Here is a 21,378-nt window from a genome sequence, read left to right as displayed (position 1 = left end):
GGCCCCGGACGGCGTCTCTAAACAACATTACGGCGGGCGTGGCAAGGGCTGTTTTGCGGTTCTTTTGCCGGCGGGCGACTTTCTCGCTTCCTCACCACGCGGCCGCCGGGGATCGCCCTTGGGCGATCTCGCCGAGGCGCTCGCACGTGGCCCGCGTGGTCCCTTCGGGCAGGGCGTCGAGCGCGAAGAAGTCGCATTGCGCGATCTCCCGGTCGGGAAACTTTGGTCCGAGGAGCGTGAAGGCTGGGGCGACGTAGACGACGATGTGGTCGCGGCCCGTGGCAGCGGTGCTGCGGAAAAATCCGTGCAGGCGCATCGTGTCCGCTTCCTCCACCACGATCTCGGCCTCCTCCCGTAACTCCCGGACCATGGCGTCGACGGCGTTCTCGCCGATCTCGACGCCACCGCCGGGCAAGTGCCATCCCGCCACATAGGTATGGCGCACGAGGCAGACGCGGCCCCGCGTGTCGAGGGCGACGCCACGCACGCCGAGGGTCATCCCCCGGGACGCGAGGGCGCCGAACTGGAACAGCCACTGGAAGAGCGGTCGGTCGAGGAGGGGTCTGATCATACGACGATGAGGCGGATGGCGCCGAAGCCTTCGATGGCCGCCTCCATTGCCTGTCCGCGCTCGACCGCGCCGACGCCCGAAGGCGTGCCCGTGAAGATCAGGTCGCCGGGATGGAGCTCGAAATAGGTGGACAAGAGCGCGATCTGGTCGGCAATGGACCAGATCATCTCCGACAGGTCGCCGGCTTGACGGGGAATGTCGTCCACTGAGAGCACGATGGCGCCGCGCATCGGATGCCCGTCACCTTCTACCCGGTGGAGCGGTCCGATGGGGGCCGAGGCATCGGCTGACTTTGCGACGTCCCACGGGCGGGCAAGGCGCTTTGCTTCGTCCTGAACATCGCGGCGGGTCATGTCGAGGCCGACGGCGTAGCCGTAGACGTGATCCAGCGCCTCAGTCGCGGGAATGTCCCGCCCGCCGCGTCCGAGAGCGGCCACGAGTTCCACCTCGAAATGGTAATTAGCGGTACGCGGCGGATAGGGATGATCCACCGCCTCCGAGCCCGGGACGATCTGAAGCGCGTCCGCCGGCTTCATGAAAAAGAACGGCGGCTCGCGCTCGGGATCCTTTCCCATTTCGCGGGCATGAGCGGCGTAGTTGCGCCCCACACAATAGACGCGGCGCACGGGGAAGAAGTCTTCGCTGCCGACGATAGGCAGGGCAATGCGGGGTGGGTTCGGGATCACGGACAGCATCGGTCTGGCGCCTCCTGATGGGTTTGCTCGGATCGGTTGCGGGGCAGCCCTGCGCCCTGCAAAGAGGGGTCACTATCATTATTATAGGAGGAGAGCCGCCCGCCGCCATCGTGCCGGTCCTGCCCTGACCCCTCGTGTTGCCCCTTCATCTCCTGCCCCGAGCTTTCCGTGAGCGCTTCCGCCGAATTCCTTTCTCGTCTCGCCGGTCGGTTGGGGGAGAAGCATGTCCTCACGGCGCCCGCTGACATCGCACCTCATCTCGTGGAATGGCGCGGCCTCTTCCGGGGGAGCGCAATCGCCGTCGTCCGTCCGGCCGATACCGGCGAGGTCGCCTTCGTCGTCGCGGCCTGCGCCGAAGCTGGAATCGCAATCGTTGCCCAGGGCGGCAATACCGGGCTGGTGGGGGGCGGCGTGCCACAGGGCGGGATCGTCCTGTCCCTGTGTCGTCTCTCCCGCATTCGCGCCATCGACCGCCTGAGCGCCAGCATTACCGTCGAAGCCGGCGCCCTGCTCGCCGAGGTTCAGGCGGCGGCCGACGTGGAGGAAATGCTGTTCCCCCTTTCACTGCCTTCGGAAGGGTCGTGCACGATCGGCGGGAACCTCGCCACCAATGCCGGCGGGACCGGAGTCCTCGCCTACGGCAACACGCGCGATCTCGTGCTCGGCCTCGAAGTGGTGCTGGCTGATGGCCGAGTCTGGAACGGTCTGAGCGCACTGCGTAAGGACAATGCGGGCTACGACCTGAAACACCTGTTCGTCGGATCGGAAGGGACGCTGGGAATCATCACCGCGGCGGTGCTGAAACTCTATCCCAAGCCCTCGTCGCGGGCGGTGGGTTTCGCTGGCTTGTCGTCCCCACACGCGGCTCTGACCCTGTTCGACAAGTTGAAGCGGACGGCCGGTCAGGATCTCACGGCATTCGAGTACATTCCGCGCTTCGGCCTCGACATCGTGCTGAAACATAGGCCTGAGTTTCTGCGCCCCCTGCCCGGCGACCATGCTGCCTACGCGCTCGTCGAGATGTCCACGACGCGCGCCGGGCCGGAGGCTTTGGGCGGCCTCGAGACGGCCCTCGCCGCTTCGATTGAGGATGGTCTTGTTGAAGATGCCGTCATCGGATTGAGCGAGACGCAGAACGCGAACTTATGGGCGCTTCGCGAAAACCTGTCCGACGTTCAGTCACTCGAAGGCGGTTCGATCAAGCACGACGTCTCGGTACCGCTCTCGCGTCTGGCCGACTTCCTGGATACGGCGATTGCAGCCTGCGAAGCCGAAATACCGGGCCTGCGCGTCTGCGCGTTCGGGCATTTCGGCGACGGTAACATCCACTTCAACCTCAGCCAGCCTCTCGGCATGGAGAAGGCCGCTTTCCTCAAGCACTGGGCTCGCTTCAATAGGATCGTTCACGACATTGTGCATCATATGGGCGGGTCCATCGCCGCCGAGCATGGCATCGGCCTGATCAAGCGCGACGAACTGGGCCTTTACGGCGATCCAGTGGGCCTGGACCTGATGCGTCGGTTCAAGCTCGCCCTCGATCCGCACGATCTCCTAAACCCTGGGAAGATCGTAGCAATGTCGGCAAATCCACCTCCGGCGCTTCCTCCCGAATAGGATTCGGGGCCATGACCTTGCCTTTCAGGAGCGAACCGAACGCTCATCCGCCTTCTACACAACCCCATTGTGCGACGCACAAGAAAGGATCACAATCCGTCTCGCGATGCGCCATAAATCGGGTTTGAATTCCGATTTAAAGCGTTGTCGCGGTGAGAGTGCTGCTTGAGTGCGCTGCAGCGTCTTATGGGGGCGTTAACGATCTAGGCCCCTTCATGAGAGGCGGATCGTACCCTCAATGACGGCCTGCCCAGCCTGGCGACAACCATTTTCCGGCTGTGCTCTTGAATTACAGGGACCGAAGGAGACCAGACGATGCCGACCTCGCAGGCGAGAGTTCCTACTGCCGAGGCAAGCCGCTACCTGAAGCAGCTTTGCCGCCATTGGAGTCATAAGTTCCCCGTGGAGGCCACGGATGCGGCCGGTACGGTGCCGTTCGGCGAGGATCGCATTTGCACGTTCCAGGCAGAAGCCGACGCCCTGCTGATGCGTGTGGCGACCCCCGACCCGGCCGGTCTGACCCGTCTCGAAAACGTGGTGGCCGACCACCTCATGCGTTTTGCCTTCCGCGAGAATCTCGGCGAAATCACCTGGTCGCGCGCGGCCTGACCGCCTCGCGCTTGAAACGCCGCCACGAATTCCGATCTTGCTGAGCGTCGTCCCCGCAGCCTATGCGGGGTGGGGCTGAGGAGACAGGGTGATGACGACGAGCACTGGGGCTGACACGATCGCCCTCCCCTTCGACGAGCGGATCGGCCGCCTCGCCGAGGTGGCGGTCCGAATTGGGCTCGGGCTGAAGCATGGCCAGGAATTGGTGATGACCGCGCCGCTCGAAGCCGCGCCCCTCGCCCGCGCGATTACCACCGAAGCCTACAAGGCCGGCGCGTCCCTGGTGACAACCTTTTATTCCGACGATACCGCAACCCTGGCTCGTTTCGCTCACGCGCCTGACGACGCGTTCGATACTGCGGCGGGCTGGCTCTACGGCGGTATGGCCGAAGCCTTCCGCAACGGGGCCGCGAGGCTGGCGATCGCCGGAGATGATCCATCCTTGCTGGCCGGCCAGGATTCGCAGAAGGTCGCCCGCGCCAATCGCTCGCGCTCGAAGGCCTATGTGCCGGCCCTTGAGCTTATCGCCAACTTCGCCACCAACTGGACGATCGTCTCGGCGGCGACCCGCCCGTGGGCGCGGACCGTCTTCCCGGATTGCCCGGAGGACGAGGCGCTGGCACGCCTGTGGGACGCGATTTTCGCCGCGTCCCGGGTCGACGGAGACGATCCGGTGGGCCAGTGGAAGGCGCATAACGATGCTCTCCACGCCCGCACTAAAATCCTCAATCAGCATCGCTTCGCGGCTGTGCGGTTTCAAGGGCCGGATACCGACCTCACCGTCGGCCTCGCTGACGATCACGAATGGTGCGGCGGTGCATCCGTCTCGCGCAGCGGCATCCTGTGCAATGCCAATATTCCCACCGAGGAGGTGTTCACCACGCCGCACAAGTTGCGGGTGGACGGCTATGTGGCAAGCACCAAGCCGCTGTCTTACCAGGGCACGTTGATCGACGGTATCCGGGTTCGGTTTGAAGAGGGGCGTATCGTCGAGGCGACGGCTCGCACGGGAAGCGACGTCCTCGCGCGGGTGCTCGAAACGGACGAGGGTTCCCGCCGTCTCGGCGAGGTCGCCCTGGTGCCGGCCTCGTCCGCCATTTCGGCGTCCGGACTGCTGTTCTACAACACCCTGTACGACGAGAACGCCGCAAGCCACATTGCTCTGGGGCAGGCGTACAGCAAATGTTTCCTCAATGGTGGAGAAGGCTTCAGTGAGGACGACCTCGCGGCACGTGGCGCAAACCGTAGCCTGATCCATATCGACTGGATGATCGGCTCTGCCGACATTGATGTCGACGGACTTACTGCCGAAGGGCGCGCGGTACCGGTGATGCGCGCGGGGGAATGGATCGGCTGAGGCACCGAAGGCGGGAAGTGGCCGTGGCTCAGAAGCCGGGACCCTTCGTGGCACCGAGAATCCGAGCGGGATGGGCCAGCGTCCCGCTCTGGAGTACGACCACGTAACCGTCGGCATTGCCCGAGCGAACGAGGGTGCGCGGGAGTTCGAAATGCGTGGCTTGGCCCGTCCAGGCTCCGACCCTGTGCATCCCGCGCACCACGTTGACGTAATCCACCACCTGCCCCTTGTTCTCGCCGTGCGCGACGGCGGTCCGGTGCCTGCGCAGGATTGGCAGCAGCCAGACCTCGCCGGTGCCGCGTCCGGCGCCGATATCGATGGCGATACGGTCCCCCTGGTCCGTTGCCTTCACCGATACGATGAGGCCGCTCGATTGTCGTGCCGCACGAAGGCTGCGGTCCAGGAATGCCCGGTCCGACCGGACCGGGGACGGCTCGCCGTTGATGATGGCCTGGGGCGTAAAGAGCTGGCGCTCACCGTGGCTGAGAGCATAGGCGCGCTGGCGCTCGGTGAACGCCGGAATCGCGAACTCGTCCTTCCAGCCGAGATAGTCCCAGTAGGTGACCGGCATTGTCAGGGCGATGACGTCGGGCTGCTGAGCGTACTCTCCCATCATCCGGGAGGCCTGCTGGCAGGCGCCGCAACCTTGGCTGGTGAAGAGTTCGATCACCGCGCGGGGCGGCTCGGCGCGAGCCGGACCCACCATGTGCGTCAGGACAATGGTCAGCGCGAGGAGGCTCGGCGCGGAGCGGCGCATGCGTGAAGCGGATCGGCCCATATACCTATGTGACAGCGCCTTAGCCTGGAACGGAAGACACGTTGTCTCGATGGGCCGTGGATGAGTCCGACTGTGTCGGCGGGGCAACCTTGGGTTTTGGCAGCATGTTCGGGCGCCAGCGCCTGTGCATCCAGAGCCACTGGCCGGGATTGTCCCGGATCCATTGCTCCACCACGCGGGTCATCGCCTGCATCGCGCCCTGGACGTCGATCTCGCCTTTGGCATCACGGGGCAGATCGAGGGGTGGGGTGAGTTCGAGATGAAAGCGGGCATTGTCCTTGCGCACCACGCGGACCCCGTGAACGGGGCATTCGTAATGCTTGGCGAGCTTGGCGAGCAAAGGGTTTACCAGAACGGGTCGGCCGAAGAACTCCACCACCACACCGCGGGTGAAATGCTGATCGATGAGTTGGCCGAGATGGCCGCCGCGTTCCACGACGCCCTGCATCGAAAATACGGCGCCTTGCCCCGCTGCCGCCAACCCGCCCATGGTCTCGCGGCGCACCTCGGCGACGAGGCGGGCTGAGGCGATGTCGTTGGGGGGGCGAAAGATCGCCGTAGCCTCAAGCCCGTAGCGAGCGGCGCAGATCGCTGGCAATTCCCAATTGGCGAGGTGGGCAGCGAAGATGAGCCCCGGCTTGCCGTCGTCGCGCAAGGCCTCGAAATGTTCGGCGCCGGCAACGGTCATCCGCTGACTCGCCGGATCGTTGGGGTCGATATCGAACAGGGTGGCGAGATGCGCGTATTCCGCCCCCGTCCGGCCGAGATTGTCCCAAGCCTGGGTCGCGAACGCCCTGATCGCGGCCTCATTCTTCTCGGGGTAAGCAGCACGCAGATTCGCCAATGCGATACGGTTCGCCGGCAGGAACGGCCCCACCCTTCGCGCAATCGCCCCGCCAGTCCGGCTCGCCCGCTCGGTCCCCAGCATCCGCGCCAGCCAGAACAGGCAGCGGACCAGCGGAATCATGGCAATCCCCGCCATCCGGGGCAGATGGCGGTTCAGGACGAGGGCAAGACGCAGCACGAGACTATCCGGGAGTGGCTATCATGCTCGTGTAGAACATTTTTTGGAGAAGTGGCAGCCTGAGGTGAATGCGAGTCATGCTTGCCCCAACGATAGGTCAGTCGATCGCCACCAGGATCTTACCGAACACCTTACGCGATTCCAGGCGTTCCAGCCCCTGTGAAAAGTCCCCGAGGGGGAGGACCGTGTCCACCACCGGCGTGATCCCGTCCGCCATCTTCGCCAGGGACTGGCGGATGTTGGCCATGGAGCACCCGAAGGAGCCGGTGATGCGGTACTGCTGCTGGAACAACTGCATCAGGTTCATAGTGGTGGAGACGCCGGAGGTGGAGCCGCAGGTGACGAGGCGGCCGCCTCGCTTGAGGCAAAGGAGCGAGCCGTTCCAAGTGTCAGGACCGACATGCTCGAACACCACATCGACGCCCTTTCGCTTAGTCAGGCGGCGAACCTCACCCTCGAAGCGTTCGTTCCGATAATTGATCACGTGATCGGCGCCGAGGGCTTTTGCCATCTCGCCTTTCCTGTCGTCGCCTACCGTCGTGAACACGGTGCAGCCGATAGCCTTGGCCATCTTGATCGCGGCGGTGCCGATGCCCGAGCCACCGGCATGGACGAGGATGCTCTCGCCGGGTTCGAGCTTGGCATTGTCGAACAGCATGTGCTGAACGGTGCCGAAGGCGATCGGCGCACAGGCTGCATCGGTGAAGCTTACCCCATCGGGCACCTTTACCACGAGCCGGGCCTGCATGGTGACGCGCTCGCGCGCGAACCCGTCGATATGGAAGCCCATGACGCCGGAGACGTCCTCACACAGGTTGTCGCGACCTTCCCGGCAGGCCTTGCAGCGGCCGCAGGTCTGCGCGCCGTACATCACCACGCGGTCGCCCTCGCGGAGATCCGTCACGCCCTCGCCGACGCAGACGATCTCGCCCGAGGCTTCGGCCCCCACCGTCAGAGGCATCTTGCGCTTGGCGAAGGCCATGCCGCGAAAGCCCCAGACATCGATGAAGTTCAAGCCCACGGCGCGCACGCGGATCTGAACCTCGCCCGGGCCGGGAGCGGCAGGCGGATCAACCTCGCCGAGGCGAAGGTCACGGTCACCGAAGAGTTGGAGGGCTTGCATCGGTCTCGTCTCTCGTCAGGCGCTTCGGACCCCGAGCCTCCTTCGCACCACCTCGTCCTGAGGCGCCCGCATCAGCAGGCCTCGAAGGGGGGCTCCAGGGCCCATGTGCCATCTGGAGCCCTCCTTAGAGGCCTCCGCAATAAATCCGCACCTCGGGGAAGAGGGATTGGAATGGATAGGCGGCCTTATCGACTGAAAGCCGTCCCGGCTCAATCCGGCGCAAGGTAGCGCCGCCGCGCCCAGCCGAGGATCGGGCCAGCCTTGACCCGGCACCATGTGAGGCCGCTCGGCGTCTCGTTGGTACAGCCGAAGCCGCTCAGGCGCGCCCCTTCCGGCGCTTGGCCAAGCACGGGCGCCGAGGCGTCCGGGGTCTCGCGGATGCTCAACCCGTCACCGCGCGGAAGACCGTCGACGCGGAAAGCGCCGGTCTCGGCGAAGGCGGGAACCGCTGTCAGAGCCAGCGCGAGGATGAGGCGGAAGCGCATAGGATCATCCGCCTCAGGCCCGGTGAACACCCATCATCGCCGTCAGCCCGCCATCGACCGGCAGAACCGCGCCGGTAATGTAGGCTGCGGCATCTCCCATAAGGAAGGCCACGAGCGCCGCTATTTCCTCAGGCTTGGCGAAGCGTCCCGAGGGAATCTGTTTCTCCATACCGTCACGATGCGCGGCGTAGGGAGCCATCATCTCGGTGTCGATGAAGCCCGGCGCAATGACGTTGACCGTCACCCCGCGCTTGGCCGATTCGATCGCCAACGTCCGGCAATAGGAGATCAGCGCACCCTTCGTCGCCGCATAGGCAGCATTGCCCGGGTTGGCCTGTAGGGCTGCCACCGAACCGACGGCGACGATGCGGCCGGAACGTCCTCGGATCATGCCGCGCACCAGTGCCTTCGTGATCCGGGTCAGCGACCAGAAGTTCACTTGCATCGCCGCCTCGGCCTTGTCCTGAGCCATCATCGCGGCCAGCACGTCGTAGGATTGGCCGGCATTATGGACGAGGCCGTAGAACGCTTCCCCTTCCTGGGCCTCGCAGAAAACCTCCAAGGCATCGCGGTCGGCGAGGTCGAGAGGGTGGGCGGTGATCGCCCGTCCGGGATTGGCCTGGCTGAGTTCGGCCACGAGGCGCTCCGCCGCATCGCCCGAGGAGCGATAGGTGAAAGCGATGTCGTAGCCGGCATATACCAGCGCCCGCACGATGGCCGAGCCGAGGCCGGAGGCACCCCCGGTGACGAGAACGCGCCGGGTGGTTTCCGTCGTCATACGGGCTCGTCCCCAAGGACGAGGCAGGTATTCTGCCCGCCAAAGCCGAAGGAATTGGACAGAACGCGGCTGACCCGGGCGTCGCGGGCCGTGGTCACCACGTCGAGGGAGAGGGCTGGGTCCGGCACCGCATAGTTGATCGTCGGCGGGATGCGGCCATGGGCGATGGTGAGGAGCGAGATCACCGCCTCGATGGCCCCCGCGGCGGTCAGCGTATGGCCGATCATCGACTTGTTCGACGAGATCGGCAGGGTGCGGATCCGCTCACCGAACACAGCGGCGCATCCCAATGCCTCCATCTTGTCGTTCTCCGGCGTCGATGTGCCGTGTGCATTGATCGTATCGATGGAATCCGGCTCGGTGCCGGCATCGTCCAGGGCAGCGCGGATGGCGGCGATGCCGGGCGCACCGTCTGGGCTCGACCGGGTGCGATGGAAGCCGTCGCCCTTCTCGCCGCAGCCCAGGACATAGCCGAGGATCGTCGCGCCCCGCGCCCGTGCGGATTCGGCATTCTCCAGGACCAGGGCGGCGGCCCCCTCCCCCATGACGAAACCGTCACGATTCTTGGAGAACGGCTTCGACGCCCCCTCCGGCGGATCGTTCTGGGTCGAAAGAGCAGAGAGCAGCGAGAATCGGATCAGTGATTCCGGGTTTACCGAACCGTCGGTGCCGATGCAGAGAGCCGCCTTCATCTCGCCCCGCCGGATCGCCTCGACACCGAGCTGGATCGCGGTGGCGCCGGAGGAACAGGCGGTGGAGAGCGAGATCGGCGATCCCTTGGTGCCGAACCGGTCGGCGATGTTGTCGGCTACGGTGGCGAAGATGAAGAGGTCGTGCCAAGCGTCGAACCGCCCGCTCGATGCCGCCCGCTGAAGGTCGGAATAGGTGATGTCGCCGTTCTGGCCGGACGCCTGTGCCAGGGACTGGCGCTGGGGCCATTCCATCTCCACCGGCGGTACGGCGATAAACAGTGCACCGGGGAAATCACCCTTCGCACCAATGCCGGACTGGGTGATCGCTTCCTCGGCCGCTTCCTCGGCGAAGCGCTGCGACAATGCGGGCGCCACGAGTGGGTCGGTGTCGAGGAAATCCACCGTCCCGGCGATACGGGTGCGCAGGCCATCGGTGGAAAAACGGGCGATGCTGTGGATGCCGGACCGGCCGGCGGTGAGCGCAGCCCAATTGTCGGCCTGTCCCTGCCCGAGGGACGTGACGATGCCGAGGCCCGTCACCGCGACCAATGGCCGGCCATGGCTGTCCCGGAAGCTTCGTGAATCGCGGGGAGAGAGGTTCGTCATAGCGCCGTCTTGCTATCGTTCCGACCGAACGGCCTTGAAGTTGCCCCGCCCCGAACATTCGGGCCGATCGATCACGGTTGAACCGGTCTTAGCGGAATTTCGGTGAGCTGACAGCCGTATCCCCGCGGGTCACGACATCGCGCTCAAGCGGACCAAGCCCTCACCGCGGCGATGGCCAACGGTGGTGATCGCGACCTCGCGTGCCCTGCCCTCCGAGATGAGCGCGGCGGCGAGTGCGGCCCCCAACGGCGCCGTGACTTCGAGCGAGTGGCCGGTGATGTCCCCGAGGGCCGTGACGGGCACACCGGGCGCAAGTTCGCCCAGTGCCGTGCTCTCCTCGGCTGTGATTCCCTCGACGCCGGTAGCGCCCGAAATTAGCAGGTCCGGCTTGGCGCCGGCCTTTTTCCACAAGGCGGAGAGGCTGAGTTCTACGCTGCCGGTCTCGCGCCTGGGACGATCGCTCTCCACCTGAAGCAGGCGGGCAAAGATCGTCGCCTTGCGCGCGGCGGCGGTTTCGGCGGCTTCCAGCACGAGGAAGGCGGCGGTACTCCCAAGGATGAAGCCGGCCTCGCCTTCACCCTGACGCTCGAAGACCGGCCGGAAGTTGCCTTTCCGCAGATATCTGCCCAGCTCGTGGACGACCAGGACGTCGGGACGTTCCGCGCTGTAGGAACCGCCCACCACCATCGTGTCGATCTGGCCTGAAGCGATACGGCTCTGAGCATTGCGCAAGGCGTCGACGCCCGAAGCCTCCTCACCCATGAACGTGCGCGAGGCGCCCGTGACCCCATGGACGATGGCGATGTTGCCGGCGAGCAGGTTCGAGAGCTGTGCCAGGAAGAGGGTCGGGCGCAGGTCGTTCTGCAGGTGCTCGTTGAGATAGGCGCCCGGATCGGCCGCGTCGCGCAGGCCGGTCAGGATAGCACCGTCCACCGCCGTATCGCGCTCGCCGCCGCCGCAGGCGACGACGAGGTGCATCGCTGCCTTGAAGGCGGCGTCCTGTTTCACCCCAGCCGAGTCGAGGGCAAGCCCGGCCGCGTAGACGCCCAGGCGCTGCCACGCCTCCATCTGCCGCTGGTCCGACTTCTTGGGGATCTGTCCGTCGAGGACCAGCGCCGGGGCGGGATGGACCGGATAGGGCGCAAAGCGCTCCGTATCCGTGGCCTTTGGACTGCCCGCTGCGAAGGCTTCGAGGTGGGCGGCGATCCCCTCGCCGGCGCAGGAGACGAGGCCGATACCAGTGACGACGACGTCGCGCTGACTCATGCTGGTCTTGCTCATGCCGGAACCGCCCCGCCGGGGGGCGCCCCCGATGCTATGGCGCGATCCATCAGGCCGATCCGCCGGGCGCGCTCGCGCATGGGAGCATCGAGCCCTTCGGGAAACGGCATCGTCCGGAACCGCAGCTCCGCATCGGCCAGCGGTTTGCCCTCGTGGCGGATCGAGGCCTTTGTCACCGCGTAGCCGGAGCCATCATGCTCCAGGCTCGCCTGTACGACGAGCGTCGCGCCGGGGCCGACGAAGGAGCGGAACCGCGCCTTGTCCACCGCCATCAGGAACGGCATCTGCACGAAATCGAGATGGGCGAGGAGCAGGTAACCGGACGCCTGTGCCATGGTCTCGGTGAGCAGCACCCCGGGCACCAGGGGATGGCCGGGAAAGTGACCCTCGAAGACCGGGCTCTCCATCGGCACGTGAGCCAGCGCCTCGATCCGGCCGGCGGCCTTGTCGAGACTCGTCACCGTGTCGATCATCTCGAAATATTCGAGGCGCATGGCGTCAAAGGCTCCGCTGGGGACTAGAGGCTCCGCTGGACACTCAAAGGCTCGGCCCGGCCGGGCTTGCCATTCAGGCCTTGGCGGCCTTCTCGGCCACCAGCGCGTCGATGCGGGCGCAGAGGTTCTTCAGCACGAAATACTCTTCGGCCGGTACCTTGCCCTCGTTGACCTCCTGGGTCCAACGCTCCAGCGGCAGCTTGATTCCAAAGGCCTTATCCACCGCGAAGGCGATGTCGAGGAAAGCGAGCGAATCGATGCCGAGATCCTCGATGGCGTGGCTCTCGGGCGAGATGGTGTCGCGCGGGATGTCGGCGGTGTCGGCGATGATGTCCGCGACGCGGTCGAACGTAGCGGTGGTCGGCTGGTCAGACATGCGTTCTCGCCGTTTTCTTCTCTATGGCGCGCCGTGGTGGATCCGGTATCGGATCCCGTGGCGGGCGCGGCCGGTCCGAGGCTGGCGCGTGAACCCGGCGCCCCCCGGGTCGCGCAGCATGCCCCCGAAGCGGCGTCGCGCCGCTTCCGATCGAAGGCGGTCCCTTACACGAGGGGGTGGTGGCGGGCAACCTTGGCAGAAGCTCAGGCCAGGCTCGCGTCTTCGTGCGGCTGCGGGCCTCGCCGGACCATTCCGCACTGCGATGCCTTGACCTACATGCGGACGCGCGCCTGTTCGACGTGGGTCCATCCGGCTCCTTGCCCGAAATTCCTTGAGCGTGCGGCGTGCCACGGGGCGGCAGAGGTGACGAGAATGGAACAATCTATTTCTGTCGATGCCGCGGAGCCGCCGACGGACCATCGCAGCCGCGCCCAAGGAGGGGCACGCATCGCCCTGGTCCTGGCGCTGTCCGCCCTCGGCCTGTGGGTTCTCCACCCCTTCCTTCCGGCCCTGGCCTGGGCCGTGATCCTCGCCATCGCGCTCTGGCCCCTCTACGCGAAGGCGGAGCGGCGCTGGCCGCCCGGGGGGCATAACATCCTGCTGCCGAGCCTGTTCACCCTGGCTGTGGCGCTGGTCTTCCTGGCGCCCCTGGTGATCCTCGGCGTCCAGGCGGCGCGGGAGGCCCATGATGCGATGGCCTGGGTGAAGTCGGTGGAGCAGAGCGGGATTCCAGCCCCCGAATTCCTGTCCCATCTGCCCTACGGCGCGGCCAGGGCCGGTGCCTGGTGGAACGAGAATCTCAGCCACCCGTCCGCCGGCTCCGAAATCCTGCACAAGCTCGACAACTCGACCACGATCGGCCTGACCAAGAGCCTCGGGGCTCAAGTGGTTCGCCGGGTTGTGCTATTCGGCTTCACCCTGCTGACGTTGTTTTTCCTGTTTCGCGACGGGCGGACTGTCATTAAGCAGTCGCTGACCGCGAGCGGCCGCCTGTTCGGCCCGCGTGGCGAGCGGGTGGCGCGCCAGATGGTGGCCTCCGTCCACGGCACCGTCGATGGGCTCGTCCTGGTCGGCCTCGGCGAAGGCGTAATCCTTGGAATCGTTTACTATTTTGCGGGCGTGCCGCATCCGGTCCTGCTCGGCGCGCTGACGGCGGTGGCGGCGATGATCCCCTTCGGGGCGCCGCTGGTCTTCGGCATCGCCGCGCTGATTCTTCTCGCCGGCGGGGCGGTGATCCCGGCGGTGATGGTGGTGGCGGCGGGCTTCGTCGTCACCTTCGTCGCCGACCATTTCGTGAGGCCGGTCCTGATCGGCGGCACCACCCGCCTGCCCTTCCTCTGGGTGCTGCTCGGCATCCTCGGCGGGGTCGAGACGTTCGGCCTGCTCGGGCTTTTCCTCGGCCCGGCGGTAATGGCGGCGCTGGTACTGCTGTGGCGGGAATTCACCGATGGAGACGTTGCGCAGGACGCATCCCGAGGCCCGCGCGGACCGTAATTCGAGCCCCGCCCGCAACCGCCATGGGACGGCCGAAACGACCGCCATGGGACGGTGTTTCGAGGAATTGCAAAGCCGGCTCAGATTCCGGTGGAATGTCCGAGCCGAAAGGCCCTCCCCTGACCGGGAAGGGCCTTCCTCGCATCGTAGGCTTACGCTGCGAGGGAGCGCAGGACGTAGGGAAGAATCCCGCCGTTGCGGAAATATTCCAGCTCGTCGAGCGTATCGATCCGGCAGGTGAGCGGCACCTCTGTCTTGGTGCCGTCGGCGGAGGTGATCTCGGCGATCATGGTCTGGCGCGGCTTGATGTCGCCCGAGAGGCCGAGAAGGCTGACGGTCTCGTCACCCTTGAGGCCGAGCGACGCCCAGGACGTCTCGCCCTGGAACACGAGCGGCACGATGCCCATGCCCACGAGGTTCGAGCGGTGGATGCGCTCGAAGCTCTCCGCCACCACGGCGCGGACGCCGAGGAGCTTCGTGCCCTTGGCCGCCCAATCGCGCGACGAGCCGGTGCCGTATTCCTTGCCGGCGAAGACGACGAGGGGCGTGCCCGATTCGGCGTATTTCTGGGCGGCGTCGTAGATGTACATGCGCTCGCCCGAGGGCTGGAACAGGGTCCAGCCACCCTCGACCACATTGCCGTTCTCGTCCCGGACCATCTGGTTCTTGATGCGGATGTTGGCGAAGGTGCCCCGCATCATGACCTGATGGTTGCCGCGGCGGGTGCCGTACTGGTTGAAGTCCTGCACCCGGACCTGATGCTCCTGCAGGTAGGCGCCGGCCGGCGAGGCCGCGCGGATGTTGCCCGCCGGAGAGATGTGGTCGGTGGTGATGGAATCCTGGAACAGGCCGAGGATGCGGGCATCGACGATGTCGGTGATCGGCGCCGGCGTCTTGGTCATGCCCTCGAAATAGGGCGGGTTCTGCACGTAGGTGGAGGTCGAATCCCACTTGAAGGTCTCGGCCTCGGTGACCTCCACGGCCTTCCAGTAATGGTCGCCGCTGAACACGTCGGCGTAGCGCGACTTGAACAGGGTGGAGGTGATGTTGGCCTCGATGAACTCGGCGACCTCTGCCGTGGAGGGCCAGATGTCGGCGAGATAGACCGGCTGACCGTCTGAGCCGATGCCCAGCGGCTCGGTGGTGATGTCGATCTGCATCGAGCCGGCGAGCGCGTAGGCGACGACCAGCGGCGGCGAGGCCAGGTAGTTGGCGCGCACGTCGGGGTTCACGCGGCCTTCGAAATTGCGGTTGCCGGAAAGCACGGCCGCCGCGACCACGTCGTTGTCGTTGATCGCTTTCGAGATCGGCGCCGGCAGCGGGCCGGAATTGCCGATGCAGGTGGTGCAGCCGAAGCCGACGAGGTTGAAGCCGAGGGCGTCGAGGGGAGCCTGCAGGCCCGCGCTCTCCAGATACTCGGCGACCACCTGCGAGCCCGGCGCCAGGGAGGTCTTCACCCAGGGCTTGGAACGCAGGCCCTTGGCGACGGCGTTGCGGGCCAGCAGCCCCGCGCCGATCATGACGCTCGGATTCGAGGTGTTGGTGCAACTCGTGATCGCCGCGATCACCACGTCACCGTGGCCGATATCGTAATTCGCGCCCTCGACGGGGTAGCGCTTGGCGATGTCGGCAGCCTTCTTGAACTCGGTCTCCATGGACTGGGCAAAGCCCGGCTTGGCGCCGTCCAGCAGCACCCGGTCCTGCGGCCGCTTGGGGCCGGCCAGCGACGGACGCACGTCACCCATGTCGAGGGCGAGGGAATCGGTGAAGACGGGGTCCGGGGTCTGCGCGTCGCGCCACATGCCCTGGGCCTTGGCATAGGCCTCCACCAGCGCGATCCGGTCGTCGGCGCGGCCGGTCACCTTGAGGAAGTCGATGGTCTTCTGGTCGATGGGGAAGAAGCCGCAGGTGGCGCCGTATTCGGGGGCCATGTTGGAGATCGTGGCGCGGTCGGCCACCGCCATGTCGTCGAGGCCGGGGCCGTAGAATTCCACGAACTTGCCGACCACGCCCTTCTTGCGCAGCATCTGGGTCACGGTGAGCACGAGATCGGTGGCGGTGGTGCCCTCGGGCAGCTTGCCCGACAGTTTGAAGCCGACGACTTCCGGGATCAGCATGGAGAGCGGCTGGCCGAGCATGGCAGCCTCGGCCTCGATGCCACCCACGCCCCAGCCGAGCACGGCCAGACCGTTGACCATGGTGGTGTGCGAATCGGTGCCGACGAGGCTGTCGGGATAGGCGAGCTCGGTACCGTCTTCGGTCTTGGTCCACACCGTCTGCGACAGGAACTCGAGGTTCACCTGGTGGCAGATGCCGGTGCCGGGGGGGACGACGGAGAAGTTGTCGAAGGCCGACTGGCCCCATTTCAGGAAGGTGTAGCGCTCGCCGTTGCGCTCGTATTCCAGCGCCACGTTGTCGGCCAGGGCCTTCGGGGTGCCGAACTCGTCTACGATGACCGAGTGGTCGATGACGAGGTCGACGGGCACCAGAGGGTTGATCTTCTGGGGATCGCCGCCCAGCGCCACCATGGCGTCGCGCATGGCCGCGAGATCCACCACGGCGGGCACACCGGTGAAATCCTGCATCAGCACGCGGGAGGGACGGAAGGCGATCTCGGTCTCGACCTTGCCGAGGTTGCCGAGCCACGCGACGGTGGCGGAGATGTCGTCCTTCTTCACCGAGCGGTCGTCCTCGAACCGCAGCAGGTTCTCGAGGATGACCTTCATCGAGAAGGGCAAAGCCGTCGCATCGGCGAGGCCGGCCTGCTCGGCATGGGGGATGGAGTAGTAGGTGTAGGATTTGTCGCCGACGGTGAGGGTCTGGCGGGAGTGAAAGCTGTCGAGTGATGCCACGGCTTGTTTCTTCCTCACGAGCGGTTGTCGAACACGCGCAGGCATGACCCGCGCCACGAAGTCGTGTTCGGCTGGAGCGCTTCTAAAAAAAGCGCGCGCCGCTCCGGGGGTGCCCGGACAGGATGTTGCGCGACGAGCGATTTGGACGCTCGGGACTCGCGCGGCGCAGCCTGGGCCCCGTATAGAACACTTCGAAACTGGCCGCTACGCCCTGCCGTGACACGAGCGCGGGAGTGTCGGGAGAACGTGGACGTTGGGGCACATGCGGGTTAAGCAGATCGAAGAGCCGGAGACCGCCATGATCGCCCTTCGCCTACCCCCGGATATAGAGGAGCGCCTGGAGGCACTCGCCCGCCGTACTGGCCGCAGCGCACACGACCATGCGAGCGATGCGATCTTGGATCATCTCGAGAACCTCGAGGATCTCGAATTGGCCGAGCGACGCCTCGAAGAGCATCGTCGTGGCGAGAGCGAAACGATCCCGCTGTCCGACCTGATGGCGCGTTATGGCGTGGACCATTGATTTCACGCGGACTGCAGAAAAGGATCTCGCCAAGCTCGATGATAGTGCAGCCAAGCGTATTCTGACCTTCCTGCGCCACAGAGTCTCGTCTCTGGACGACCCTCGAATGATCGGCGAAGCCCTGAAGGGCTCAAAACTCGGCGAATTCTGGAAGTATCGGGTCGGCGATTATCGCGTGATCGCGTCGATCGAAGACAGTGCCGTTCGCATCCTCGTGGTCAGGATTGGCAATCGTCGCGAGGTCTATCGGTAGGGGCATGGTGAAAAGACCCAACTCGTCTCACGACGGGGGCCTGAACCAAGGCCCTGCCGACGGATGGACTTATCCGTGCGGCTGACCGCCACGAACCTCGCCGCCCGCCGCTCCGGCCGCCGCATCTTCTCGGGTCTGTCCTTCGCGCTCGGCCCCGGCGAGGCCTTGATGGTGACGGGGCGCAACGGCGCGGGAAAATCCACCCTGCTCAGCCTTCTCGCCGGCCGGTTGAAGCCGGATGCCGGCACCATCGCGGTCGCCGACGTCGGCGAGGCGACGCTGGCCGAATGTCTCCACGTGGTCGGCCATCGCGACGGGTTGAAGAGCCCGCTGACGGCGGAGGAGAACCTCACCTTCGCCCGCGACCTCCTCGGCGCGCCCACCGCGAGCCCGGCCGAAGCGCTGAACGAACTCGGCCTCGGCCATGCCCTGCGGCTGCCGGTGGCCTACCTCTCCGCCGGCCAGCGCCGCCGCGTCGCCCTCGCCCGGCTTCTCGTCTGTCGGCGTCCGCTCTGGCTGCTCGACGAGCCGACCGCGGCCCTCGACACCGCCTCTCAGGCCGTGCTCGCCGGATTGATGGCGCGCCACCGGGCCGAGGGCGGCCTCATCGTGGCGGCCACCCACCAATCCCTCGGCCTGGAGGATGCCCGCGAATTGCGCATCGACGAGGCGTTGAAACCCGCACCCGCCTCGGCCGGCGCGAATGCGGCCGATTCGGAGGTGTGGTGGTGATCGGCGTGATGCGCGCCCTCATCGCCCGCGACCTGCAGCTCGCGGCCCGTGTCGGCGGCTCTGGCGCCCTGTCGCTGGTGTTCTTCCTGATGATCGTCGCCCTGGTGCCCTTCGCGCTCGGACCCGACCTCAACCTGCTCTCGCGGATCGGTCCGGCCATCCTCTGGCTCGCCGCCGTGCTCGCCACCCTGATCGGCCTCGACCGCCTGTTCCAGGCCGACGAGGAGGACGGCTCCCTCGACCTGATGACCGGTGCTCCGGCTCCGATGGAGATGGTGGTGCTCGCCAAGGTGATCGCCCATTGGCTCACCACCGGCCTGCCGTTGGCACTGGCCTCGCCGCTCTTCGGGCTGCTCGTGGCCCTCGACGGCACCGCCATGGGCGCCACCGCCCTCACCCTGCTGGTGGGGACGCCGGCCCTGACCTTCATCGGCGCGGTCGGTGCGGCGCTCACCGCATCGATCCGCCGGGGCGGCCTGATCCTCGCCGTCCTGGTGTTGCCGCTGATGATCCCGACGCTGATCTTCGGCGTCTCGGCGACCGAGGCGGCCTCCGGCGGCACGGTGCCCTTCACGACGCCCCTGCTGATCCTGTCGGCCCTCAGCCTGATCGCGGCGGTGATCGGCACCTTCGCGGCGGCCGCGGCCCTGCGCTGGTCGGAATGATCAACGCCCCTCGGCGACCAGGACGACGATCTCGTTGCGCCGCAGGAAAGGGATCGCGAAGGGCGGATCGTAGCTCAGCACGCTCGACGGACCCGTCGTCTCGCGGGCCATCTTCGCCAGGACCTGCCGGAGAACCGCCTCGCGTTTTTCGCGCGCCCTGGCGTCGAGTGTGCCGGAGAAGCGGAGCGCCGCGTAGGTCGCGGCGGGCAGCCGGGCGATACGGACCGCCGGGTCGGTGGGAACCGGCGGTCTGGCCTTCGCGATGGCGGCGGGCAGGAAGAAGCGCATGACGCGCAGATCGCCGCCCTGCTCCACCGGCACGGTCATGGCAATCAGGGTGCCCTGTTCCACCGGCACCGTCATCGCGATGCGGTCGCCTCCCCCATTGGCGCCGGTGATGTACCGGAACAGCCGCCGAAACGCTTCCTTATCGCCCGGTCCCGCCATGTCGGTCTCGACCGCGACACGCGGTTCATACCGGCGGATCTCGACGTTGCGGGGTAAGTGCTCCACCACCTCGTAGCGCGGCTGCTCGTAGGTGGCACGGATGCCGACCACGGACAGGACCGATTCCGCGAAGGTCAGGGCGTAGTAGAGGGCTTTGTCGAGCATGGCGCGGCGTCAACGCCCCATCGGCGACCCTGTTTCCTGGCTCGCCGCCAGTCGCCGCCATTCCGTCGGCGGCGGGCCGGTCCAGCCACGGAACGCGCGGGTGAAATGGGCGGCATCGGCATAGCCCAGATCGAGGGCGTGCGCGAAGAAATGATCGACGCGGCCGGACTGCGCGTAACGCCCGCATTGATGCTGCACCGCACCTTGGGCTAGGTCCACGGACCATGTGGACACGTCTTGCCCATCCCGGTCACTTCCTGCGCTGGACCGGCCCCGTGATGCCCTGGCTCGCGGGGCTCTCGGCCGTGCTGCTCGCAATCGGCCTGTATCTCACCTGGTTCGTGGTCCCGCCCGACTACCAGCAGGGCGAGACCGTGCGGATCATGTACATCCACGTGCCGGCGGCTTGGCTCGGCGTGTTCTTCTACGGGTCGATGGCGCTCTCCGCCATCGGCACCCTGGTCTGGCGCCACCCCCTCGCGGACGTGGCGCAGCGCGCCGCCGCGCCGATCGGGGCGGCCTTCACCCTGATCTGCCTCGTCACCGGCTCGCTCTGGGGCAAGCCGATGTGGGGGACCTACTGGGTCTGGGACGCGCGGCTGACCTCGATGCTGATCCTGTTCCTGATCTATTGCGGCATCATCGCCCTGTGGCGCACCATCGAGGATCCGAACCGGGCCGCGCGCGCCATCGCGATCCTGACGCTGGTAGGGGCCGTGAACCTACCGATCATCAAGTTCTCGGTGAACTGGTGGTCGACGCTGCATCAGCCGGCCTCGATCATGCGGATGGGCGGCTCCAGCATCGATCCCTCGATGCTCTACCCCCTGCTCGAGATGATCCTCGCCTTCACCCTGCTCGGGATCACGCTGCATCTCTACGCCATGCGCACGGAGATCCTGCGCCGCCGGGTCCGGGCGCTTACCATCCGCGAGGCCGAGCGCCTGGATGCCGATCCGCGTCCGGCCCGGCCCCTCGGCCAGGCGATCCGGGGAGTCTGACCGATGGCTTCCCTCGGGCCGCATGCCGGCTTCATCCTCGGCGCCTACGCCTTCACAGCCCTCGTCATCGGCGCCCTGGTCTGGCGCTCGCTCAGCGATCACCGGGCGCAGAAACAGGCGCTCGCGGCCCTCCAGGGCGATGCGGGAGAGCGGGCGTGAGCGCCGCATCCTCGTCGGCGCCGGTGCGCCGGTCGCTCCTCGTCATCGCGCCGCTGGTGATCTTCGCGGCGCTGGCCCTGGTGTTCTTCATCCGCCTTCGGTCCGGCGCCGACCCGGCCGCGATCCCCTCGGCGCTGATCGGGCGTCCGGTGCCGGCCTTCGCCCTGGGACCGTTGCCCAACCTCGTCGGCGGCGAAGGCCAGGCCATTCCCGGCCTGTCGAGCGCCGACCTCAAGGGCCGGGTGACGGTGGTCAATTTCTGGGCGTCGTGGTGCGCCCCGTGCCAGATCGAGCATCCGCAACTGATGCGGCTGGCGCGCGAGCCGGGCGTGAACCTCGTCGGCATCGACTACAAGGACGCGCCGGAGAACGGCCGCCGCTTCCTGTCGCGCAGCGGCGTCCCGTTCCGTGCGGTGGGGATGGATTCCACCGGCCGCACCGGCATCGATTTCGGCGTCTACGGCGTGCCGGAAACCTTCATCATCGGCCCCGACGGCGTGATCCGCGACAAGCTCGTGGGGATCGTCACGGCGGAGAACTATGCCGCGGTGCTGCAGAAGATCCGGGCGGCGGAGACGATGACGGCCGCGAAGCCCTGATTCGC

At 66.5% G+C, this 21,378-nt stretch carries 25 protein-coding genes; 11 read left to right on the top strand and 14 right to left on the bottom strand.

Going from position 1 to position 21,378, the window contains the following annotated elements; genetic code table 11:
- Window positions 1-91: 91 nt before the first annotated feature.
- Together ASF34_RS04985 and ASF34_RS04980 are read right to left on the bottom strand one after the other, a co-directional pair.
- The gene (locus ASF34_RS04985; protein ID WP_200913207.1) at window positions 92-571 is read right to left on the bottom strand and encodes an NUDIX domain-containing protein; all 480 of its coding nucleotides are present in this window, start codon (window positions 569-571) and stop codon (window positions 92-94) included.
- Window positions 568-1,266 (bottom strand): fumarylacetoacetate hydrolase family protein, encoded by a 699-nt coding sequence (locus tag ASF34_RS04980; RefSeq protein ID WP_018044146.1) that lies wholly within the window; start codon window positions 1,264-1,266, stop codon window positions 568-570. The genes ASF34_RS04985 and ASF34_RS04980 overlap by 4 nt, the downstream gene beginning before the upstream one ends.
- A gap of 168 nt (window positions 1,267-1,434) precedes the next feature.
- Here ASF34_RS04980 and ASF34_RS04975 point away from each other — a divergent pair, with 168 nt between their 5' ends.
- From ASF34_RS04975 to ASF34_RS04965, 3 genes are all read left to right on the top strand, one after another.
- Window positions 1,435-2,880: an FAD-binding oxidoreductase gene (locus tag ASF34_RS04975; RefSeq protein WP_082494072.1), complete on the top strand. Its 1,446-nt coding sequence runs from the start codon at window positions 1,435-1,437 to the stop codon at window positions 2,878-2,880.
- A gap of 315 nt (window positions 2,881-3,195) precedes the next feature.
- Window positions 3,196-3,489 (top strand): DUF2218 domain-containing protein, encoded by a 294-nt coding sequence (locus ASF34_RS04970; RefSeq protein WP_026175995.1) that lies wholly within the window; start codon window positions 3,196-3,198, stop codon window positions 3,487-3,489.
- 91 nt (window positions 3,490-3,580) lie between these two features.
- Window positions 3,581-4,846 (top strand): aminopeptidase, encoded by a 1,266-nt coding sequence (locus tag ASF34_RS04965; protein ID WP_056159288.1) that lies wholly within the window; start codon window positions 3,581-3,583, stop codon window positions 4,844-4,846.
- A gap of 28 nt (window positions 4,847-4,874) precedes the next feature.
- On the opposite strand, the gene ASF34_RS04960 is transcribed toward ASF34_RS04965, so the two are convergent.
- From ASF34_RS04960 to ASF34_RS04920, 9 genes are all read right to left on the bottom strand, one after another.
- Window positions 4,875-5,603: a DUF1223 domain-containing protein gene (locus ASF34_RS04960; RefSeq protein ID WP_018044150.1), complete on the bottom strand. Its 729-nt coding sequence runs from the start codon at window positions 5,601-5,603 to the stop codon at window positions 4,875-4,877.
- Window positions 5,604-5,643: 40 nt separating this feature from the next.
- Window positions 5,644-6,648, bottom strand: a complete 1,005-nt coding sequence (locus ASF34_RS04955; RefSeq protein ID WP_056159285.1) for a lipid A biosynthesis lauroyl acyltransferase — start codon at window positions 6,646-6,648, stop codon at window positions 5,644-5,646.
- Between the two features lie 97 nt (window positions 6,649-6,745).
- Entirely contained in the window at window positions 6,746-7,771 is a 1,026-nt protein-coding gene (locus ASF34_RS04950; protein WP_056159282.1) for a zinc-binding dehydrogenase, read from the bottom strand.
- Between the two features lie 209 nt (window positions 7,772-7,980).
- Window positions 7,981-8,256, bottom strand: coding sequence for an SH3 domain-containing protein (locus ASF34_RS04945; protein WP_056159279.1), 276 nt, complete (start codon window positions 8,254-8,256; stop codon window positions 7,981-7,983).
- 13 nt (window positions 8,257-8,269) lie between these two features.
- A complete protein-coding gene (locus ASF34_RS04940) occupies window positions 8,270-9,034 on the bottom strand; it encodes an SDR family NAD(P)-dependent oxidoreductase (RefSeq protein ID WP_056159276.1) in 765 nt (254 codons plus the stop codon).
- The gene (locus ASF34_RS04935; protein ID WP_056159273.1) at window positions 9,031-10,332 is read right to left on the bottom strand and encodes a beta-ketoacyl-ACP synthase; all 1,302 of its coding nucleotides are present in this window, start codon (window positions 10,330-10,332) and stop codon (window positions 9,031-9,033) included. Before ASF34_RS04935 ends, ASF34_RS04940 begins: the two co-directional genes overlap by 4 nt.
- Before the next feature lie 129 nt (window positions 10,333-10,461).
- On the bottom strand, window positions 10,462-11,613 hold the full coding sequence (locus ASF34_RS04930; RefSeq protein ID WP_200913205.1) for a beta-ketoacyl-ACP synthase: 1,152 nt from the start codon (window positions 11,611-11,613) through the stop codon (window positions 10,462-10,464).
- A complete protein-coding gene (locus tag ASF34_RS04925; protein WP_056142968.1) occupies window positions 11,610-12,107 on the bottom strand; it encodes a 3-hydroxyacyl-ACP dehydratase FabZ family protein in 498 nt (165 codons plus the stop codon). Before ASF34_RS04925 ends, ASF34_RS04930 begins: the two co-directional genes overlap by 4 nt.
- A 73-nt stretch (window positions 12,108-12,180) precedes the next feature.
- Entirely contained in the window at window positions 12,181-12,483 is a 303-nt protein-coding gene (locus tag ASF34_RS04920) for an acyl carrier protein (RefSeq protein WP_018044158.1), read from the bottom strand.
- Window positions 12,484-12,855: 372 nt separating this feature from the next.
- Here ASF34_RS04920 and ASF34_RS04915 point away from each other — a divergent pair, with 372 nt between their 5' ends.
- Window positions 12,856-13,977: an AI-2E family transporter gene (locus ASF34_RS04915; RefSeq protein ID WP_056159271.1), complete on the top strand. Its 1,122-nt coding sequence runs from the start codon at window positions 12,856-12,858 to the stop codon at window positions 13,975-13,977.
- A gap of 152 nt (window positions 13,978-14,129) precedes the next feature.
- Here ASF34_RS04915 and acnA read toward each other — a convergent pair whose 3' ends face one another.
- On the bottom strand, window positions 14,130-16,829 hold the full coding sequence (acnA, locus tag ASF34_RS04910) for an aconitate hydratase AcnA (protein ID WP_018044160.1): 2,700 nt from the start codon (window positions 16,827-16,829) through the stop codon (window positions 14,130-14,132).
- A 298-nt stretch (window positions 16,830-17,127) separates the two neighbouring features.
- Here acnA and relB point away from each other — a divergent pair, with 298 nt between their 5' ends.
- From relB to ccmB, 4 genes are all read left to right on the top strand, one after another.
- Entirely contained in the window at window positions 17,128-17,352 is a 225-nt protein-coding gene (gene relB / locus ASF34_RS22050) for a type II toxin-antitoxin system RelB family antitoxin (RefSeq protein ID WP_081612742.1), read from the top strand.
- Window positions 17,336-17,605 carry a type II toxin-antitoxin system RelE family toxin gene (locus ASF34_RS04900; RefSeq protein WP_026175998.1) on the top strand — a complete coding sequence of 90 codons (270 nt, stop codon included), beginning with the start codon at window positions 17,336-17,338 and terminating at the stop codon, window positions 17,603-17,605. The genes relB and ASF34_RS04900 overlap by 17 nt, the downstream gene beginning before the upstream one ends.
- A gap of 75 nt (window positions 17,606-17,680) precedes the next feature.
- Window positions 17,681-18,337, top strand: a complete 657-nt coding sequence (ccmA, locus tag ASF34_RS04895; RefSeq protein WP_026175999.1) for a heme ABC exporter ATP-binding protein CcmA — start codon at window positions 17,681-17,683, stop codon at window positions 18,335-18,337.
- Window positions 18,338-18,345: 8 nt separating this feature from the next.
- Complete coding sequence (gene ccmB / locus ASF34_RS04890) at window positions 18,346-19,002, top strand: heme exporter protein CcmB (protein WP_043764704.1); 657 nt, start codon at window positions 18,346-18,348, stop codon at window positions 19,000-19,002.
- Here ccmB and ASF34_RS04885 read toward each other — a convergent pair whose 3' ends face one another.
- On the bottom strand, window positions 19,003-19,614 hold the full coding sequence (locus ASF34_RS04885; protein WP_056159269.1) for an SOUL family heme-binding protein: 612 nt from the start codon (window positions 19,612-19,614) through the stop codon (window positions 19,003-19,005). It abuts the gene before it with no gap.
- Window positions 19,615-19,623: 9 nt separating this feature from the next.
- Entirely contained in the window at window positions 19,624-19,848 is a 225-nt protein-coding gene (locus ASF34_RS22045) for a helix-turn-helix domain-containing protein (protein WP_244478898.1), read from the bottom strand.
- Here ASF34_RS22045 and ASF34_RS04880 point away from each other — a divergent pair.
- The 3 genes from ASF34_RS04880 to ASF34_RS04870 are packed head-to-tail and all read left to right on the top strand — an operon-like array spanning window position 19,839 to window position 21,373.
- Window positions 19,839-20,615 (top strand): heme ABC transporter permease, encoded by a 777-nt coding sequence (locus tag ASF34_RS04880; RefSeq protein WP_018044167.1) that lies wholly within the window; start codon window positions 19,839-19,841, stop codon window positions 20,613-20,615. The two genes, ASF34_RS22045 and ASF34_RS04880, sit on opposite strands and share 10 nt — an antisense overlap.
- 3 nt (window positions 20,616-20,618) lie before the next feature.
- Complete coding sequence (ccmD, locus tag ASF34_RS04875; protein WP_056159266.1) at window positions 20,619-20,774, top strand: heme exporter protein CcmD; 156 nt, start codon at window positions 20,619-20,621, stop codon at window positions 20,772-20,774.
- Complete coding sequence (locus ASF34_RS04870) at window positions 20,771-21,373, top strand: DsbE family thiol:disulfide interchange protein (protein ID WP_018044169.1); 603 nt, start codon at window positions 20,771-20,773, stop codon at window positions 21,371-21,373. Before ccmD ends, ASF34_RS04870 begins: the two co-directional genes overlap by 4 nt.
- Window positions 21,374-21,378: the final 5 nt, after the last annotated feature.

The sequence above is a fragment of the Methylobacterium sp. Leaf106 genome, assembly GCF_001422895.1.
Classification (GTDB): Bacteria; Pseudomonadota; Alphaproteobacteria; order Rhizobiales; family Beijerinckiaceae; genus Methylobacterium; species Methylobacterium bullatum.
This window is presented reverse-complemented; position numbering and strand designations above follow the sequence as displayed.

Excerpts from the sequence above, each read along its gene's own strand:
- ASF34_RS04985 (WP_200913207.1), bottom strand. The coding sequence starts at position 571 with ATGATCAGACCCCTCCTCGACCGACCGCTCTTCCAGTGGCTGTTCCAG.
- ASF34_RS04980 (WP_018044146.1), bottom strand. The coding sequence starts at position 1,266 with ATGCTGTCCGTGATCCCGAACCCACCCCGCATTGCCCTGCCTATCGTC.
- ASF34_RS04970 (WP_026175995.1), top strand. The coding sequence starts at position 3,196 with ATGCCGACCTCGCAGGCGAGAGTTCCTACTGCCGAGGCAAGCCGCTAC.
- ASF34_RS04965 (WP_056159288.1), top strand. The coding sequence starts at position 3,581 with ATGACGACGAGCACTGGGGCTGACACGATCGCCCTCCCCTTCGACGAG.
- ASF34_RS04960 (WP_018044150.1), bottom strand. The coding sequence starts at position 5,603 with ATGCGCCGCTCCGCGCCGAGCCTCCTCGCGCTGACCATTGTCCTGACG.
- ASF34_RS04950 (WP_056159282.1), bottom strand. The coding sequence starts at position 7,771 with ATGCAAGCCCTCCAACTCTTCGGTGACCGTGACCTTCGCCTCGGCGAG.
- ASF34_RS04945 (WP_056159279.1), bottom strand. The coding sequence starts at position 8,256 with ATGCGCTTCCGCCTCATCCTCGCGCTGGCTCTGACAGCGGTTCCCGCC.
- ASF34_RS04940 (WP_056159276.1), bottom strand. The coding sequence starts at position 9,034 with ATGACGACGGAAACCACCCGGCGCGTTCTCGTCACCGGGGGTGCCTCC.
- ASF34_RS04935 (WP_056159273.1), bottom strand. The coding sequence starts at position 10,332 with ATGACGAACCTCTCTCCCCGCGATTCACGAAGCTTCCGGGACAGCCAT.
- ASF34_RS04930 (WP_200913205.1), bottom strand. The coding sequence starts at position 11,613 with ATGAGCAAGACCAGCATGAGTCAGCGCGACGTCGTCGTCACTGGTATC.
- ASF34_RS04925 (WP_056142968.1), bottom strand. The coding sequence starts at position 12,107 with ATGCGCCTCGAATATTTCGAGATGATCGACACGGTGACGAGTCTCGAC.
- ASF34_RS04920 (WP_018044158.1), bottom strand. The coding sequence starts at position 12,483 with ATGTCTGACCAGCCGACCACCGCTACGTTCGACCGCGTCGCGGACATC.
- ASF34_RS04915 (WP_056159271.1), top strand. The coding sequence starts at position 12,856 with ATGGAACAATCTATTTCTGTCGATGCCGCGGAGCCGCCGACGGACCAT.
- relB (WP_081612742.1), top strand. The coding sequence starts at position 17,128 with ATGATCGCCCTTCGCCTACCCCCGGATATAGAGGAGCGCCTGGAGGCA.
- ASF34_RS04900 (WP_026175998.1), top strand. The coding sequence starts at position 17,336 with ATGGCGTGGACCATTGATTTCACGCGGACTGCAGAAAAGGATCTCGCC.
- ccmB (WP_043764704.1), top strand. The coding sequence starts at position 18,346 with ATGCGCGCCCTCATCGCCCGCGACCTGCAGCTCGCGGCCCGTGTCGGC.
- ASF34_RS04885 (WP_056159269.1), bottom strand. The coding sequence starts at position 19,614 with ATGCTCGACAAAGCCCTCTACTACGCCCTGACCTTCGCGGAATCGGTC.
- ASF34_RS04880 (WP_018044167.1), top strand. The coding sequence starts at position 19,839 with ATGTGGACACGTCTTGCCCATCCCGGTCACTTCCTGCGCTGGACCGGC.
- ccmD (WP_056159266.1), top strand. The coding sequence starts at position 20,619 with ATGGCTTCCCTCGGGCCGCATGCCGGCTTCATCCTCGGCGCCTACGCC.